At 61.1% G+C, this 15959-nt stretch carries 22 protein-coding genes; 12 read left to right on the forward strand and 10 right to left on the reverse strand.

The window, feature by feature from the left end; all coding sequences use genetic code 11:
- Positions 1-11: 11 nt before the first annotated feature.
- From AC1RGE_RS11900 to AC1RGE_RS11920, 5 genes are read left to right on the forward strand one after another with little or no spacing between them, the layout of a single operon-like run.
- Positions 12-407 (forward strand): hypothetical protein, encoded by a 396-nt coding sequence (locus AC1RGE_RS11900; protein WP_011059260.1) that lies wholly within the window; start codon positions 12-14, stop codon positions 405-407.
- Positions 400-1776, forward strand: a complete 1377-nt coding sequence (locus AC1RGE_RS11905) for a class II fumarate hydratase (protein ID WP_011059261.1) — start codon at positions 400-402, stop codon at positions 1774-1776. The genes AC1RGE_RS11900 and AC1RGE_RS11905 overlap by 8 nt, the downstream gene beginning before the upstream one ends.
- Before the next feature lie 28 nt (positions 1777-1804).
- A complete protein-coding gene (locus tag AC1RGE_RS11910; protein WP_011059262.1) occupies positions 1805-2254 on the forward strand; it encodes a DUF2753 family protein in 450 nt (149 codons plus the stop codon).
- Between the two features lies 1 nt (position 2255).
- Positions 2256-2867: a superoxide dismutase gene (locus AC1RGE_RS11915; protein WP_011059263.1), complete on the forward strand. Its 612-nt coding sequence runs from the start codon at positions 2256-2258 to the stop codon at positions 2865-2867.
- A 34-nt stretch (positions 2868-2901) separates the two neighbouring features.
- Positions 2902-3795, forward strand: coding sequence for a ZIP family metal transporter (locus AC1RGE_RS11920; RefSeq protein ID WP_011059264.1), 894 nt, complete (start codon positions 2902-2904; stop codon positions 3793-3795).
- A gap of 29 nt (positions 3796-3824) precedes the next feature.
- On the opposite strand, the gene AC1RGE_RS11925 is transcribed toward AC1RGE_RS11920, so the two are convergent.
- The 10 genes from AC1RGE_RS11925 to AC1RGE_RS11970 form a co-directional block, all read right to left on the reverse strand.
- Entirely contained in the window at positions 3825-4097 is a 273-nt protein-coding gene (locus tag AC1RGE_RS11925) for an HPr family phosphocarrier protein (protein ID WP_011059265.1), read from the reverse strand.
- A gap of 16 nt (positions 4098-4113) precedes the next feature.
- Positions 4114-4971, reverse strand: coding sequence for an RNase adapter RapZ (gene rapZ / locus AC1RGE_RS11930; RefSeq protein ID WP_011059266.1), 858 nt, complete (start codon positions 4969-4971; stop codon positions 4114-4116).
- Positions 4972-4973: 2 nt separating this feature from the next.
- On the reverse strand, positions 4974-5438 hold the full coding sequence (gene ptsN / locus AC1RGE_RS11935; protein WP_011059267.1) for a PTS IIA-like nitrogen regulatory protein PtsN: 465 nt from the start codon (positions 5436-5438) through the stop codon (positions 4974-4976).
- A gap of 12 nt (positions 5439-5450) precedes the next feature.
- Entirely contained in the window at positions 5451-5756 is a 306-nt protein-coding gene (hpf, locus tag AC1RGE_RS11940; protein ID WP_011059268.1) for a ribosome hibernation-promoting factor, HPF/YfiA family, read from the reverse strand.
- Between the two features lie 125 nt (positions 5757-5881).
- Entirely contained in the window at positions 5882-7375 is a 1494-nt protein-coding gene (locus AC1RGE_RS11945) for an RNA polymerase factor sigma-54 (protein WP_011059269.1), read from the reverse strand.
- Positions 7376-7557: 182 nt separating this feature from the next.
- Positions 7558-8283 (reverse strand): LPS export ABC transporter ATP-binding protein, encoded by a 726-nt coding sequence (lptB, locus tag AC1RGE_RS11950; RefSeq protein ID WP_011059270.1) that lies wholly within the window; start codon positions 8281-8283, stop codon positions 7558-7560.
- A complete protein-coding gene (lptA, locus tag AC1RGE_RS11955) occupies positions 8283-8828 on the reverse strand; it encodes a lipopolysaccharide transport periplasmic protein LptA (protein ID WP_011059271.1) in 546 nt (181 codons plus the stop codon). Before lptA ends, lptB begins: the two co-directional genes overlap by 1 nt.
- Complete coding sequence (gene lptC / locus AC1RGE_RS11960) at positions 8815-9387, reverse strand: LPS export ABC transporter periplasmic protein LptC (protein WP_011059272.1); 573 nt, start codon at positions 9385-9387, stop codon at positions 8815-8817. The genes lptA and lptC overlap by 14 nt, the downstream gene beginning before the upstream one ends.
- 9 nt (positions 9388-9396) lie before the next feature.
- Positions 9397-9921, reverse strand: coding sequence for a KdsC family phosphatase (locus tag AC1RGE_RS11965; protein ID WP_011059273.1), 525 nt, complete (start codon positions 9919-9921; stop codon positions 9397-9399).
- On the reverse strand, positions 9921-10895 hold the full coding sequence (locus tag AC1RGE_RS11970; protein ID WP_011059274.1) for a KpsF/GutQ family sugar-phosphate isomerase: 975 nt from the start codon (positions 10893-10895) through the stop codon (positions 9921-9923). The genes AC1RGE_RS11965 and AC1RGE_RS11970 overlap by 1 nt, the downstream gene beginning before the upstream one ends.
- 264 nt (positions 10896-11159) lie before the next feature.
- On the opposite strand from AC1RGE_RS11970, the gene AC1RGE_RS11975 reads away from it, so the two are divergent.
- The 7 genes from AC1RGE_RS11975 (at position 11160) to murA (ending at position 15847) form a co-directional block, all read left to right on the forward strand.
- Positions 11160-11969 carry an ATP-binding cassette domain-containing protein gene (locus AC1RGE_RS11975; protein ID WP_011059275.1) on the forward strand — a complete coding sequence of 270 codons (810 nt, stop codon included), beginning with the start codon at positions 11160-11162 and terminating at the stop codon, positions 11967-11969.
- Positions 11969-12766 carry a lipid asymmetry maintenance ABC transporter permease subunit MlaE gene (mlaE, locus tag AC1RGE_RS11980; protein ID WP_011059276.1) on the forward strand — a complete coding sequence of 266 codons (798 nt, stop codon included), beginning with the start codon at positions 11969-11971 and terminating at the stop codon, positions 12764-12766. Before AC1RGE_RS11975 ends, mlaE begins: the two co-directional genes overlap by 1 nt.
- Entirely contained in the window at positions 12766-13233 is a 468-nt protein-coding gene (gene mlaD, locus AC1RGE_RS11985; RefSeq protein ID WP_011059277.1) for an outer membrane lipid asymmetry maintenance protein MlaD, read from the forward strand. The genes mlaE and mlaD overlap by 1 nt, the downstream gene beginning before the upstream one ends.
- 11 nt (positions 13234-13244) lie before the next feature.
- On the forward strand, positions 13245-13898 hold the full coding sequence (locus AC1RGE_RS11990; protein WP_011059278.1) for an MlaC/ttg2D family ABC transporter substrate-binding protein: 654 nt from the start codon (positions 13245-13247) through the stop codon (positions 13896-13898).
- Entirely contained in the window at positions 13895-14203 is a 309-nt protein-coding gene (locus AC1RGE_RS11995) for an STAS domain-containing protein (protein WP_011059279.1), read from the forward strand. The genes AC1RGE_RS11990 and AC1RGE_RS11995 overlap by 4 nt, the downstream gene beginning before the upstream one ends.
- A 116-nt stretch (positions 14204-14319) precedes the next feature.
- Positions 14320-14559, forward strand: a complete 240-nt coding sequence (locus tag AC1RGE_RS12000) for a BolA family protein (RefSeq protein ID WP_011059280.1) — start codon at positions 14320-14322, stop codon at positions 14557-14559.
- Between the two features lie 22 nt (positions 14560-14581).
- Positions 14582-15847, forward strand: coding sequence for a UDP-N-acetylglucosamine 1-carboxyvinyltransferase (murA, locus tag AC1RGE_RS12005; protein WP_011059281.1), 1266 nt, complete (start codon positions 14582-14584; stop codon positions 15845-15847).
- Positions 15848-15959: the final 112 nt, after the last annotated feature.

The raw sequence follows: 15959 nt of genomic DNA on the forward strand, positions 1-15959 counted from the left end.
GAGCCTAGGTCATGAGTTCTGCCTTGCACGAGCAGCCTTACCTCGAAAGCTGGCGCTGGATGAGCCGCCAGATCCGTTGCGCACTGGAACCGGACGAACCCCGTCTGATCGAGCATTACCTCGCCGAAGGCCGCTACCTGGCCTGCTGTACCGCGATGTCGGCCTGGACCGTCGCTGAAACTTCCTTCCGTTTATTGATCGATACCGCAACCGATACAGCGCTGCCCTGGCATTGGCGCAGCCAGTGCCTGGACCAGGCCTGGCGGCCGTTGCGCGACATGGAGCGGTTGTCTTTGTGCAATTGCCGGCTCAAGCGCTGGCAGAGCCACGCCTGGCAGTTGGCGACCTGCTCGCTGCTGCCTTCCATTCCCCTGATAGAACTGGTGCAAGGATTTCCCGATGAGTAATACCCGTATCGAACGCGACAGCATGGGCGAACTGCAGGTACCGGAACTGGCCCTGTACGGCGCCCAGACCCAGCGTGCGGTGGACAACTTCCCCATCAGCGGGCAACGCATGCCGGCAGCCTTCATCCGTGCGCTGATCCTGGCCAAGGCGGCTGCGGCCAAGGCCAACGTCGAACTGGGGCAGATCAGCGAAGCCCAGGGCAAGGCCATCGTCGATGCCGCCCAGGGTCTGCTGGAAGGTGATTTCATGCAGCACTTCCCGGTGGACATTTTCCAGACCGGCTCTGGCACCAGTTCCAACATGAACGCCAATGAAGTACTGGCAACCCTGGCCAGCCGCCTGCTGGGTGAACCGGTCAACCCCAATGACCATGTCAACTGCGGCCAGAGCAGCAACGACATCATCCCTACCACCATTCATGTCAGCGCCGCGCTGACCCTGCATGAGCAACTGCTGCCGGCCCTGGTGCATCTGGTGGAGGTCATCGAGCGCAAGGCGGTACAGGTGCACCCCTTCATCAAGACCGGCCGCACTCACCTGATGGACGCGATGCCGGTGCGCATGAGCCAGGTGCTGGAGGGCTGGGCGCAGCAACTCAAGGCCAATATCAGCCACCTGCAGGATCTGCTGCCGAGCCTGCAATCCCTGGCTCAGGGCGGTACCGCTGTGGGTACCGGAATCAATGCGCATCCCGAGTTCGCTGCGCGTTTCAGCCAGCAGTTGAGCAAGCTGACCCAGGTGCAATTCACCCCGGGCAAGAATCTTTTCGCCCTGATCGGCTCCCAGGACACTGCGGTGACGGTATCCGGCCAGCTCAAGGCTACCGCGGTGTCGTTAATGAAGATCGCCAACGACTTGCGCTGGATGAACTCCGGCCCGCTGGCCGGGCTCGGCGAGATCGAGCTGGAAGGTTTGCAGCCCGGTTCGTCGATCATGCCCGGCAAGGTCAACCCGGTGATTCCTGAAGCCACCGCGATGGTCGCCGCCCAGGTCATCGGCAACGACAGCACCATCACTGTGGCCGGGCAATCGGGCAACTTCGAGCTCAACGTGATGCTGCCGATCATTGCCCAGAACCTGCTGAGCAGCATCGAGTTGCTGGCCAACTCCAGCCGCCTGCTGGCGGACAAGGCCATCGCCAGCTTCAAGGTCAACGAACCCAAGCTCAAGGAAGCGCTGTCGCGCAACCCGATCCTGGTCACGGCGCTGAACCCGATCATCGGCTATCAGAAGGCTGCGCAGATCGCCAAGACCGCCTACAAGCAGGGGCGCCCGGTGATCGACGTGGCCCTTGAACATACCGATCTGCCACGCAGCCAGCTGGAGGTCCTGCTGGACCCGGAAAAGCTCACTGCCGGCGGCGTGTAACCCACCGACACCGCTTTGGAGGCTCACCATGGAGCACTGGAAACGCACGATCGAAAGGGCCAATCGCCTCTTTATGCAGGGCGAGCTGGTGGATGCTCGCGAGTTCTACCTGCAGGCGCTGGCCCTGGCGCAGGTGCTGTTCGAGCGCTGGTCGGATGCCGACGAAGCGGTGGCGGCCTGTGTGATTTCCCATCACAACCTGGCAGACCTGCACCTGCGCCTCAATCAGCCGGAGGAGAGCGCGGAATACCTCTGCGCCATCCATCAGCGGTTGCTGCAGACCATGCAGGACAGCCGCTTGCCCACAGCCCTGCGGGAAGCGGCCTTGCGCCAAAGCAGCAAGACCTACGTCGAACTGCTGAATTTCATCGGTGATCACGGCGAATACCCGCGCACTCACCGTTTGCTGGACAGCAACGTCGCGGGCCTGTCAGCCGACAGCCCGCAACCAGACAGCCCCTCTTATGGAGCCCATTGATATGTCCTTTACCTTGCCTGCACTGCCTTACGCCTACGACGCCCTGGAACCGCACATCGATGCGCAAACCATGGAAATCCACTACACCAAGCATCACCAGACCTACATCAACAACCTCAACGCCGCCGTCGAGGGGACCGAATGGGCAGGGTGGGAGGTGGAAAAGCTGGTAGCCAGCGTTCAGCAACTGCCGGAAAAACTGCGTGCTGCGGTGATCAACCAGGGTGGCGGGCATGCCAACCATTCGCTGTTCTGGGCGGTGATGACACCCGCCGGTGGCGGTCATCCCCAAGGCGCCCTGGGGCAAGCCATCGAGCAGCAACTGGGTGGTTTCGAGAGCTTCAAGGAAGCGTTCACCAAGGCCGCACTCACCCGTTTCGGCAGTGGCTGGGCCTGGCTCAGCGTGACACCGGAGAAGAAACTGGTGGTGGAAAGCAGCGGTAACCAGGACAGCCCGCTGATGAACGGCAATACGCCGATCCTCGGTCTGGATGTGTGGGAGCACGCCTACTACCTGCGCTACCAGAACCGCCGCCCGGAATACATCAACGCCTTCTACAACGTCATCAACTGGCCGGAAGTCGCTCAGCGCTACCAGGCCGCGATGGCTTGATACCTTTCCATCAAAACAAGATCTAAGGCCGACTATGGGCACTGAAACACTGGCAATCAGCAGCGGGCGAATGTTTCGTTATGCCTTCGGTTCGCTGTTGCTGTTGGCGGGCACGGCGTTGCTGGTGGCTCAAGGGTTGAGCTGGCTGAACCTGGAGCCGCGCTTGCTGCGCGCCTTGCAGGGCGGTTCGATCTGCGCGCTGGGCACGGCGCTGGGGGCGGTCCCGGTGCTGGTGATCCGGCGGATGCCGGTGGCGGTGAGCGACACCCTGCTGGGTTTTGGTGCCGGAGTGATGCTGGCGGCCACGGCATTTTCGCTGATCGTCCCCGGCATCGCTGCGGCCCAGGACCTGGGCTTGTCTGCCTGGGGCTCCAGCGGCCTGATCTGCGCCGGCATCATGCTCGGGGCCTTTGGCCTGTTCCTGGTGGATCTCAAGGTCTCGGGGGGCAGCCCGGAGGTGCTGGTGGGCACGCCAGAGCATCCGGTGATTGCCCCGCGTATCTGGCTGTTCGTCTTCGCCATCATTGCCCACAACATTCCTGAAGGGATGGCGGTGGGGGTGTCGGCCGGAGGCGGCATGCCGGATGCGGACAGCCTGGCCATGGGCATTGCCCTGCAGGATGTGCCGGAAGGCCTGGTGATTGCCCTGGTATTGGCGGGGGCGGGGATGTCGCGGGTCAAGGCATTCCTGATTGGTGCGGCTTCAGGTCTGGTGGAACCGGTCTTTGCCTTGCTCTGCGCCTGGCTGGTGAGCCTGGCGCAGGTATTGCTGCCCTTGGGCCTGGCCCTGGCGGCGGGGGCGATGCTGCTGGTGGTCACTCATGAAGTGATTCCGGAGTCGCGTCGCAATGGCCATGACAAGCTTGCCAGCCTTGGCCTGTGTATCGGTTTCTGCCTGATGATGGTCATGGATACGGCACTCGCCTGAGAGCCGTATGGTGAGGGGCCCGCCCGGGTCTACTCGCCTTCGTCGAAGAAGTTGTTGATCAGTGCCACCAGCGCATCCATCGCTTCCTGTTCCTGCTCGCCTTCGGTCTTCAGGTGGATCCTGGTGCCCTTGCCGGCGGCCAGCATCATCATGGCCATGATGCTTTTGCCGTCGACCATGGAGTCCGGGGTCCTGCCGGCGCGGATCTGGCAGGGAAACTGCCCGGCCACGCCGACGAACTTGGCCGAGGCACGGGCATGCAGGCCCAGTTTATTGATGATCTCGATTTCCAGAGCTGGCATCGCGGGGTAGATCCTTTCAGCTAAGGTCGCGGTGGCGAACCTGGACGTTCTTCAGGGATTTTTGCAGGACCTGGCCCAGGCGCTCGGTTAGGTACACGGAGCGGTGGTGCCCGCCGGTGCAGCCGATGGCGATGGTCACATAGGCGCGGTTGCTGGCGGCAAAGCGTGGCAGCCATTTGAGCAGGTAGCTGGAGATGTCCTGGAACATTTCCTCGACATCGGGTTGCGCCGCCAGATACTCGGCCACGGGCGCATCCAGGCCTGATTGGGCGCGCAACTCGGGCTTCCAATACGGGTTGGGCAGGCAGCGCACGTCGAACACCAGGTCTGCATCTACCGGCATGCCGCGCTTGAAGCCGAAGGACTCCACCAGGAACGCGGTACCGGGTTCCGGCTGGTTCAACAGTCGCAGCTTGATGGTGTCGCGCAGCTGGTAAAGGTTCAGGTTGGTGGTGTTGACCTTGAGATCGGCCAGGTCGACGATCGGCCCCAGCAGTTGGGTTTCATCGTGGATGGCTTCGGCCAGGGAGCGGTTGGCGCTGCTCAGCGGGTGGCGCCGACGGGTCTCGGAGAAGCGCTTGAGCAGGGTCTCTTCGTCGGCATCCAGGTACAGCACATCGCACTGGATATGCCGGCTGCGCACTTCTTCCAGCAATTCGGGGAAGCGCGACAGATGACTGGGCAGGTTGCGGGCATCGATGGACACCGCCACCAGCGGTTGCGCCAGTTCGGTGTGGATCAACGCACGTTCAGCCAGTTCCGGCAGCAAGCCGGCTGGCAGGTTGTCGATGCAGTAGTAGCCGTGGTCCTCGAGAACATCGAGGGCGGTGCTTTTACCTGAGCCGGAGCGGCCGCTAACGATGATCAAACGCATGATTACTGACCGTTTTGCTCGTCCAGAACGACCTGATACAAGGCTTCGTTGCTGGTGGCGCTGCGCAGTCGGTCACGGACTTCCTTGCGATCGAGCATGCTGGCGATCTGCCGGAGCAGTTCCAGGTGTGCATCGGTCGCGGCTTCCGGAACCAGCAGGACGAACAGCAGGTCGACCGGTGCGCCATCAATGGCGTCGAAATCGATCGGAGCGTCCAGGTGCATCAGCGCACTGATGGGCGACTCGCAGCCTTTGAGGCGGCAGTGGGGAATGGCGATGCCGTTGCCAAAACCGGTGGAACCGAGTTTTTCACGGGCAATCAGGCTCTCGAAGACATCCTGCATCTCCAGATCAGGCACTTCACGGCTGATCAGGTTGGCAATTTGTTCGAGGGCGCGTTTTTTACTGCCGCCCGGCACGTTCACCAGGGAACGGCCGGGGGTCAGGATGCTTTCAAGTCGGATCATGGGAGGGGAGTGTTAGCGACCCGTGCCTTGGAGAAGGTGGAGTTGCTTTTCCTTATGCTTTTTCAGTTGGCGGTCAAGCTTGTCCGTGAGCAGGTCGATTGCGGCATACATATCGTCATGTTCTGCGTTGGCAACGACCTCCCCACCGTGGATGTGCAGGGTGGCTTCGATTTTCTGCTTCAGCTTCTCGACAGCCATGGTGACCTGCACATTGGTAATCTTGTCGAAGTGCCTCTCCAGCCGGTCGAGTTTTTCGCCGATGTAGACGCGCAGGGGTTCAGTCACTTCGAGTTGGTGTCCACTGATGTTGACTTGCATACAGCTTCTCCTTCGTTGCCAGTGCATAACGCGGCAGGCTGGGTTGCCTGCCACCTAGACTACGTTTGAAAACGACACCGGGCCCTTTTCAAACACACTCTGAAACGCTGTGGCCAGCCCTGCGGCTACATCAACCGCTTACGTTCGCTGGAAGGCGCGATCCCAAGGGATTCGCGGTACTTGGCGACGGTACGACGGGCTACCTGAATGCCTTGTGCCTCCAGTAAACCAGCGATCTTGCTGTCACTCAACGGCTTTTTCTGATTTTCCGCGGCCACCAATTTTTTGATGATCGCGCGGATCGCCGTGGACGAGCATTCACCGCCTTCCGAAGTGCTGACGTGGCTGGAGAAAAAGTATTTCAGCTCATATATGCCCCGTGGGGTATGCATGAATTTTTGCGTGGTCACCCGGGAAATCGTCGATTCGTGCATGCCCACCGCCTCGGCGATATCGTGCAGAACCAGCGGCTTCATCGCTTCATCGCCATATTCGAGAAAGCCGCGCTGGTGCTCGACGATCTGGGTGGCGACCTTCATCAGGGTTTCATTGCGGCTTTGCAGGCTCTTGATGAACCAGCGGGCTTCCTGCAACTGGTTGCGCATGAAGGTGTTGTCGGCGCTGGTGTCGGCGCGGCGTACAAAACCGGCGTACTGGGCGTTGACCCGCAGGCGCGGCACGGATTCCTGGTTCAGTTCCACCAGCCAGCGTTCGTTGTCCTTGCGCACTATGACGTCCGGGACCACGTATTCGGCTTCGCTGGATTCGATCTGCGAACCGGGGCGGGGGTTGAGGCTCTGCACCAGCTCGATGACCTGGCGCAACTCATCTTCCTTGAGCTTCATGCGCCGCATCAGCTGGCTATAGTCGCGGCTGCCCAGGAGGTCGATGTAGTCACTGACCAGGCGCTGGGCCTCGCCCAGCCAGGGCGTTTTCGCCGGCAGCTGGCGCAGTTGCAGCAACAGGCACTCGCCCAGGTTGCGGGCGCCGATGCCCGCGGGTTCGAATTGCTGGATGCGGTGCAGGACGGCTTCTATCTCGTCCAGTTCGATGTCCAGTTCCGGATCGAAGGCTTCGAGGATCTCCTCGAGGGTTTCGTCCAGGTAGCCCTGATTGTTGATGCAGTCGATCAGGGTCACGGCGATCAGGCGGTCGGTGTCCGACATCGGCGCCAGGTTCAGTTGCCAGAGCAGGTGGCTCTGCAGGCTCTCGCCCGCGGAAGTGCGGGTGGTGAAGTCCCACTCGTCGTCATCGCTGCTGGGCAGGCTGCTGGCGCTGGTCTGGTATACGTCTTCCCAGGCGGTGTCGACCGGCAGTTCGTTGGGGATGCGCTCGTTCCACTCACCGTCCTCGAGGTTGTCCACCGTGGGGGCGGTTTCCTGGTAGGAGGGCTCCTGGATCTCGGTATTGGGTTTGGACTCGGTGTTGTCGGCCAGGGGGTCGCTGTTGTCGAAGTCGTCGCCTTCTTCCTGGCGTTCGAGCATCGGGTTGGACTCCAGGGCTTCCTGGATTTCCTGTTGCAGGTCCAGGGTCGACAATTGGAGCAGGCGGATGGCCTGTTGCAGCTGCGGTGTCATCGTCAGCTGCTGGCCCATTCTAAGGACTAGCGATGGTTTCATGGCAGGGGCTTAACACCTTATTTGCCGGCGCACATGCGCCATCCACTACAGGGCGCCGGAGCGCCAAACATAAGCAAATTATATGCCTGAAACTGAAGTGTTTGCCTAGAGCGCTGTAACAATAAAGTTTGTAGGGTTTTATTGTTCCCGGCGCCCTGGCGTCCAGCCCAACACATCAGCCCTTACAGGCGGAACTCATGGCCCAGATAGACTTCCTTGACCAGTTCGTTGGCCAGGATGGTCTCGGAGTCGCCTTCGGCGATCAGTTGCCCGTCGTTGACGATGTAGGCGGTCTCACAGATGTCCAGGGTTTCCCGGACGTTGTGGTCGGTGATCAGCACCCCGATGCCCTTGGCCTTGAGGTGGTGGATGATCTGCTTGATATCGCCCACCGAGATCGGGTCGACACCGGCGAAGGGTTCGTCCAGCAGGATGAACTTGGGCGCGGTGGCCAGGGCCCGGGCGATCTCCACACGGCGCCGCTCACCACCAGACAGGCTCATGCCGAGGTTGTCGCGGATGTGGTTGATGTGGAATTCCTGCAGCAGGCTTTCCAGTTCCTGGCGACGGCCGGCCTTGTCGAGCTCCTTGCGGGTCTCGAGGATGGCCATGATGTTGTCGGCCACCGACAGCTTGCGAAAGATCGAGGCTTCCTGGGGCAGGTAGCCGATACCGGCGCGTGCGCGACCGTGCATCGGTTGGTGGCTGACATCCAGGTCGTCGATCAGGACGCGGCCCTGATCGGCCTGGACCAGGCCGACGATCATGTAGAAGCAGGTGGTCTTGCCGGCGCCGTTGGGGCCGAGCAGGCCGACGATCTGACCGCTGTCGATGGACAGGCTGACATCACGCACGACCTGGCGGCTCTTGTAGCTCTTGGCCAGGTGCTGAGCTTTCAGAGTTGCCATTACTGGGCCTTTTGCTCGTCGGTTTTCTTTTTCGGCTGGATGACCATGTCGATCCGCGGACGCGGCGCGGTAACCGAGCTGCCATTGGCGCGACCGGCGTTGGCAACCTGCTTGACGGTGTCGTAGACGATCTTCTCGCCTTCGGTGGTATTACCGTCGTTGATGACCTTGGCCTTGTCGATCAGCACGATGCGGTTCTGCTGGGCATGGTACTGGATGGTCACGGCGTAGGCCTGGACCGGTTTCGGGTCGGTCTGCTTCTGCAGTTGCTCGAAGTAGGCGAGGTTGCCCACCGAGGTCACCACGTCGATTTCACCGGTCTTGGACCGGGTGATGGTCACGGTGTTACCGGTGATCTTCATCGAGCCCTGGGTGATGATGACATCGCCCTTGTAGGTGGCCACGCCGTTTTTGTCGTCCAGCTGGGCGTCGTCGGCCTGGATGCGGATCGGCTGTTGGCTATCGTTCGGCAGAGCCCAGGCGCTCACGCTTCCCAGTGCTGCGCCCAGACTGAGCAAAATAGGGAGGGTTTTAACGAGCCTCATACTGTCCTCTTACGTTCGATAGCAGGTTCATCCTGCCGTCTTTCAAATACGCTTTCATTCCCTTGGCCGTAGTCACGCCGCCGGCGCCGTCGATTCTAACGGCTTGCTCGGTCTGCGCATATTGCTTCTGCGGGAATACTGTCATGCGGGTCGTGGTGATCAGCAGGTTGCGGTTGTGCTCGTCGGTGCGGGAAACCCGTACCGAATCGATCAGCTCGACCTCGGTGCCGTCCGGGTTGACCTCGCCGCGTTCGCTCTGGACATGCCAGGGGAACGTGGTGCCACGGTACATCTGCAGGTCCGGCTTGGTCAGCAGGGTCACTTCGCTGGCCTTGACGTGCTCGACCTTGTCCGAGGTCATTTCGTACTGCAGTTTGCCGTCGGGCAGGTACTGCACGCTGCGGGCGTTGATCACGTAGTAGTCAATGGCGCTTTCGTCGACCTGGGCCACCGGCTTGTCGAGGAAGCGTTCCGGGCTGATGTTCCAGTAACCGACCGCTGCGAACAGCAGGGCGATGGTCCCGAAGATCAGGATGTTGCGAATCTTTTTGCTCAGCATGGGAAGGCTCTATAAGTAAGCGGCATTGGCTGCTTCAAGGCGGTCCTGGGCACGCAGGATCAGTTCGCAGAACTCGCGGGCGGCACCTTCGCCGCCGCGGGCCACCGTGACGCCGTGGGCGTGTTCGCGGACAAACGCTGCGGCATTGGCCACCGCCATGCCCAGCCCCACGCGGCGGATCACCGGCAGGTCGGGCAAATCGTCGCCCAGATAGGCGACCTGTTCATAGCTTAGGCCCAGTTGGCCAAGAAGCTCGTCCAATACCACCAGCTTGTCTTCGCGGCCCTGGTACAGGTGGGGAATCCCCAGGTTCTTGGCTCGGCGCTCTACCACCGGGGTCTTGCGCCCGCTGATGATCGCCGTCTGCACGCCGGCCGCCATGAGCATCTTGATGCCCTGGCCGTCCAGGGTGTTGAAGGTCTTGAACTCGCTGCCGTCTTCGAGGAAGTACAGGCGCCCGTCAGTCAGCACGCCGTCGACATCGAATACCGCCAGCTTGATGTTTTTACCGCGTTGCAGCAGGTCGGCACTCATCACATCACTCCCGCGCGCAGCAGGTCGTGCATGTTCAAGGCGCCGATCGGCCGGTCTTCCTTGTCCACCACCACCAGGGCGCTGATCTTGTGGTCTTCCATGATTTTCAGGGCTTCGGCGGCCAGCATGTCGGCACGTGCGGTCTTGCCATGAGGGGTCATCACCGAATCGATGGTGGCATGGTGTATATCGATGGCCCGATCCAGGGTGCGACGCAGGTCGCCGTCGGTGAAGATCCCGGCCAGGCGGCCGTCGGCCTCCAGGATCACGGTCATGCCCAGGCCCTTGCGGGTCATTTCCATGAGCGCATCCTTGAGCAGGGTGCCGCGTTGCACCTGTGGCAGATCACTGCCTTCGTGCATGACGTTCTCCACCTTGAGCAGCAGACGACGGCCCAGGGCACCACCCGGGTGGGAGAAGGCAAAGTCCTCGGCAGTGAAGCCGCGGGCTTCCAGCAGTGCCACGGCCAGGGCGTCGCCCATGACCAGGGCGGCGGTGGTCGAGGAGGTCGGTGCCAGGTTCAGCGGGCAGGCTTCGTGCTCGACGTGGACGTTGAGGTTGACGTCAGCCGCCTTGGCCAGCGGCGACTCGGGGTTGCCGGTGAGGCTGATCAACTGGATGCCCAGACGCTTGATCAGGGGCAGCAGGGTGACGATTTCGTTGGTGGAGCCGGAGTTGGAGAGGGCCAGGATCACGTCATCGCGGGTAATCATGCCCATGTCGCCATGGCTGGCTTCGGCAGGATGGACGAAGAAAGCCGTGGTCCCGGTGCTGGCCAGGGTAGCGGCAATCTTGTTGCCGACGTGCCCGGACTTGCCCATGCCGACCACCACTACGCGGCCTTTGCTGGCCAGAATCATCTCGCAAGCGCGTACGAAATCTGCGTCGATATGGGGCAGCAAGCCTTCTACTGCCTGTAGTTCGAGGCGGATGGTGCGTTGTGCTGATTGAATCAGGTCGCTGGATTGGCTCATGTCTGAAATCGTATAGCCCGATGAAAAGGCGGCGATTATAGCGGTAATGAACAAATCCCTCACGCAAGTTCGTCAGGCTTTGTCTACCGGGCGCGAGGAAAGTCTGGTTTTTGCCTGTCGTCGACCTGAACGGGGGTGGCGTCGGCCTTGGGGGCTCCGTATCAGCAGTGATATAGTTCGCCGCCAGTTCGGCCTGCCCAGGGGCATGTACTCCCGGCAGGGAGCCAAGCGTCCGAGTGATAGGCTGCATCGCAAGGAGTTTAGATGAGTGCCGATAACGCCTACGCGGTCGAGCTGAAGGGACTGTCCTTCAAGCGCGGTACGCGCAGCATTTTCAATAACGTGGATATCCGTATTCCGCGGGGCAAGGTCACCGGCATCATGGGGCCTTCCGGCTGTGGGAAGACCACCCTGTTGCGCTTGATGGGCATGCAGTTGCGGCCCAGCAGCGGCGAGGTGTGGGTCAATGGCCAGAATCTGCCGAGCCTTTCGCGCAGCGATCTGTTCGACGCGCGCAAGCAGATGGGCGTGCTGTTCCAGAGCGGCGCACTGTTCACCGACCTGGACGTGTTCGAGAACGTGGCCTTTCCGCTGCGGGTGCACACCCAACTGCCGGACGAAATGATTCGTGACATCGTCCTGCTCAAGTTGCAGGCGGTGGGCTTGCGCGGCGCGGTCGACCTGATGCCCGACGAGCTGTCCGGCGGCATGAAGCGCCGGGTCGCCCTGGCCCGGGCGATTGCCCTGGATCCGCAGATCCTCATGTACGACGAGCCTTTCGTGGGCCAGGACCCCATTGCCATGGGCGTTCTGGTGCGCCTGATCCGGCTGCTCAACGATGCCCTGGGCATCACCAGCATCCTGGTTTCCCACGACCTGGCGGAAACCGCGAGCATTGCCGACTACCTCTATGTAGTGGGCGATGGCCAGGTGTTGGGCCAGGGAACTCCCGAAGAGCTGATGGACTCCGATAATCCGCGTATCCGTCAGTTCATGAAGGGCGATCCCGACGGCCCGGTGCCGTTTCACTTTCCAGCGACGGACTACCGCGCAGATCTTCTGGGGAAGCGCTGATGCGCAAAATATCGCTAATCGAGAGGGTTCGCCTCTTCGGTCGCTCAGGCATCGATGTCCTGGCGGTACTGGGGCGTTCCACGCTGTTCCTGTTCCATGCGTTGCTGGGCCGCGGTGGCATCGGCGGCAGCTTTGGCCTGCTGGTCAAGCAACTGCACTCAGTGGGCGTGATGTCCCTGGTGATCATTGTCGTGTCCGGGATCTTCATCGGCATGGTGCTGGCGCTGCAGGGCTTCAATATCCTTTCCAGCTACGGTTCGGAGCAGGCGGTGGGGCAGATGGTGGCCCTGACCCTGTTGCGGGAGCTGGGGCCGGTAGTGACTGCGCTGCTGTTCGCCGGGCGTGCCGGTTCGGCGCTGACCGCGGAAATCGGCAACATGAAGTCCACCGAGCAGCTCTCCAGCCTGGAGATGATCGGTGTCGACCCGCTCAAGTACATCATTGCGCCGCGCCTGTGGGCCGGCTTCATTTCCCTGCCATTGCTGGCGATGATTTTCAGCGTGGTGGGCATCTGGGGCGGTTCGTGGGTCGCTGTCGACTGGCTGGGAGTCTACGACGGCTCCTACTGGGCGAACATGCAGAACAGCGTGACCTTCAGTGGTGACGTGCTCAACGGTGTGATCAAAAGTATTGTTTTTGCGTTTGTAGTGACCTGGATCGCCGTTTTCCAAGGCTATGACTGTGAGCCCACTTCAGAGGGGATCAGCCGTGCCACTACCAAGACCGTGGTGTATGCCTCGTTGGCCGTACTCGGCTTGGACTTTATTCTGACCGCCTTGATGTTTGGAGATTTCTGATGCAAAACCGCACCCTGGAAATCGGTGTCGGCCTTTTCCTGCTGGCCGGCATCCTGGCTTTGCTGTTGCTTGCCCTGCGAGTCAGTGGCTTGTCTCCAACCGCGAGCACCGATACTTATAAACTTTACGCCTACTTCGACAATATCGCCGGTTTGACGGTCAGAGCCAAAGTGACCATGGCCGGCGTGACCATCGGCAAGGTCACGGCGATCGATCTGGACCGTGACAGCTTCACTGGCCGGGTAACGATGCAATTGGAAAAGCGCGTGGATAATCTGCCGACTGACTCCACTGCATCTATCCTGACTGCTGGCCTGTTGGGTGAGAAATACATCGGTATCAGCGTGGGCGGGGAAGAAGCCTTGCTCAAGGATGGTGGAACCATCCACGACACCCAGTCGTCGCTGGTATTGGAGGACCTGATCGGTAAATTCCTGCTCAATACCGTTAGCAAAGACGCCAAATGAGGAGTTTTTCGATGATCTCTATCTTGCGACGTGGCCTGTTGGTGCTGCTGGCGGCTCTGCCGTTGCTGGCCAACGCGGCAAGCACGCCTTCCGCGCATGATCTGGTGCAGGACACGACCACCCGTCTGCTCGCTGACCTGGCGGCCAATAAAGAGAAGTACAAGCAAAGCCCGAACGACTTCTACAATGCCTTGAACAGCATCGTCGGTCCTGTGGTGGATGCTGATGGCATTTCCCGCAGCATCATGACCGTCAAGTATTCGCGCAAGGCCACGCCGGAGCAGATGGTGCGCTTCCAGGAAAATTTCAAGCGCAGCCTGATGCAGTTCTATGGCAATGCCTTGCTGGAGTACAACAACCAGGGCATCACGGTTTCTCCGGCCAAGGATGAAAGCGGCACCCGCACCAGCGTCGATATGCAGGTCAAGGGCAACAACGGCGCGATCTACCCAGTGTCCTACACCCTGGAAAAGATCAACGACGAGTGGAAAGTGCGTAACGTGATCATCAACGGCATCAATATCGGCAAGCTGTTCCGTGATCAGTTCGCCGACGCGATGCAGCGCAATGGCAACAACCTGGACAAGACCATCGACGGCTGGGCCGGTGAGGTGGCCAAGGCCAAGGAAGTGACCGAAGACGCTGCACAAAAGGCTGCGCAATGAGTGAATCGGCCGTGCGCCTCGGTGACGCCGGGGAACTGTTGATCAGCGGCGTGCTGGATTACCGCAGCGGCCCGGGCCTGCGCAAGCAGGGCCAGGCGCTGATCAAATCGAGCCAGGCACCGGCGCTGGTGCTCGATTGCTCGGCGGTGGAGAAGTCCTCCAGCGTCGGACTCGCGCTGCTGCTGGCCTTCATGCGTGATGGCCAGGCACTGGGCAAGGCGGTGAGCGTTCGTGCGCTGCCCGAGGACATGCGCGAGATCGCCGAGGTCTCCGGAGTCACCGAAATCTTCGCCCATCCCCAATAACCCACATCTCTATATAGAAGCCCCCCGTCAGAGTCCTGCTATGCGGGGTTCGCAGGCGCGGGGCTTTTTTGTATGATGTCCGACCCGCGCGCACAGGGCGCCGATTGAGGTTGAGCATGCAGGCCAACGAAGTGAAGAGCTTTCTTGAGGGAAAGCTGCCCGGAGCTCAGGTAGAAGTTGAGGGCGAAGGCTGCAACTTTCAGCTGAACGTGATTAGCGACGAACTGTCGGCCTTGAGCCCGGTGAAGCGTCAGCAGAGCATCTATGCCCATTTGAATCCATGGATTGCCGATGGCAGCATCCACGCGATCACCATGAAATTTTTCAGCCGCGCGGCCTGGGCCGAGCGCACCTGAGCCCAAGGGCGTCGAGACTGTTATGGATAAATTGATTATTACCGGCGGCGTTCGCCTTGATGGCGAGATCCGCATTTCCGGGGCCAAGAACTCCGCGCTGCCGATTCTGGCGGCAACCCTGCTGTGCGATGGCCCGGTCACCGTGGCCAACCTGCCGCACCTGCACGACATTACCACCATGATCGAGCTGTTCGGTCGCATGGGCATCGAGCCGGTGATCGACGAGAAACTCAGCGTCGAAATCGACCCGCGTACCATCAAGACCCTGGTGGCACCCTACGAGCTGGTGAAAACCATGCGCGCCTCGATCCTGGTACTGGGCCCGATGGTTGCCCGTTTCGGCGAAGCCGAAGTGGCCCTGCCTGGCGGTTGCGCCATCGGCTCGCGTCCGGTGGACCTGCACATCCGCGGCCTGGAAGCCATGGGCGCGGTGATCGACGTCGAAGGCGGCTACATCAAGGCCAAGGCGCCTGAGGGTGGCCTGCGCGGCGCGAATTTCTTCTTCGATACCGTGAGCGTGACCGGTACCGAGAACATCATGATGGCTGCAGCCCTGGCCCGTGGCCGCAGCGTGCTGCAGAACGCCGCTCGCGAACCAGAAGTCGTGGACCTGGCAAACTTCCTGATCGCCATGGGCGCGAAGATTTCCGGCGCCGGCACCGACACCATCACCATCGATGGCGTAGAGCGCCTGCATTCGGCGATCTACAAAGTGATGCCTGACCGTATCGAAACCGGCACCTACCTGGTGGCCGCTGCGGTCACCGGTGGCCGCGTCAAGGTCAAGGACACCGATCCGACCATCCTTGAGGCCGTTCTGGAAAAGCTCAAGGAAGCCGGCGCTGAAGTCACCACCGGCAGCGACTGGATCGAGCTCAACATGCACGGCAAGCGCCCCAAGGCGGTCAACGTGCGTACCGCTCCGTACCCGGCGTTCCCCACCGACATGCAGGCGCAGTTCATTTCCCTGAACGCGATTGCCGAAGGTACTGGCGCGGTGATCGAGACCATCTTCGAAAACCGCTTCATGCACGTCTATGAGCTGCACCGCATGGGCGCCAAGATCCAGGTCGAAGGCAACACCGCCATCGTTACCGGTACCGAAATCCTCAAGGGCGCGCCTGTCATGGCTACCGACCTGCGGGCTTCGGCCAGCCTGGTGATCTCGGCCCTGATGGCCGAAGGCGACACCCTGATCGATCGCATCTACCACATCGACCGTGGTTACGAGTGCATCGAAGAGAAGCTGCAGATGCTCGGCGCCAAGATCCGCCGCGTACCGGGCTAGTTGCATGACGGGCACAGGGAGGTGCCCACAGTCGAACCTGTTTCACGTCGAGCCTGTCTTCAGGCTCGACGCATGTCTGGCGCCGTTTGCGTCCGGGCATCAGTCGCCGCAT

It is taken from the genome of Pseudomonas sp. GW823-FHT02C05 (genome assembly GCF_058797595.1).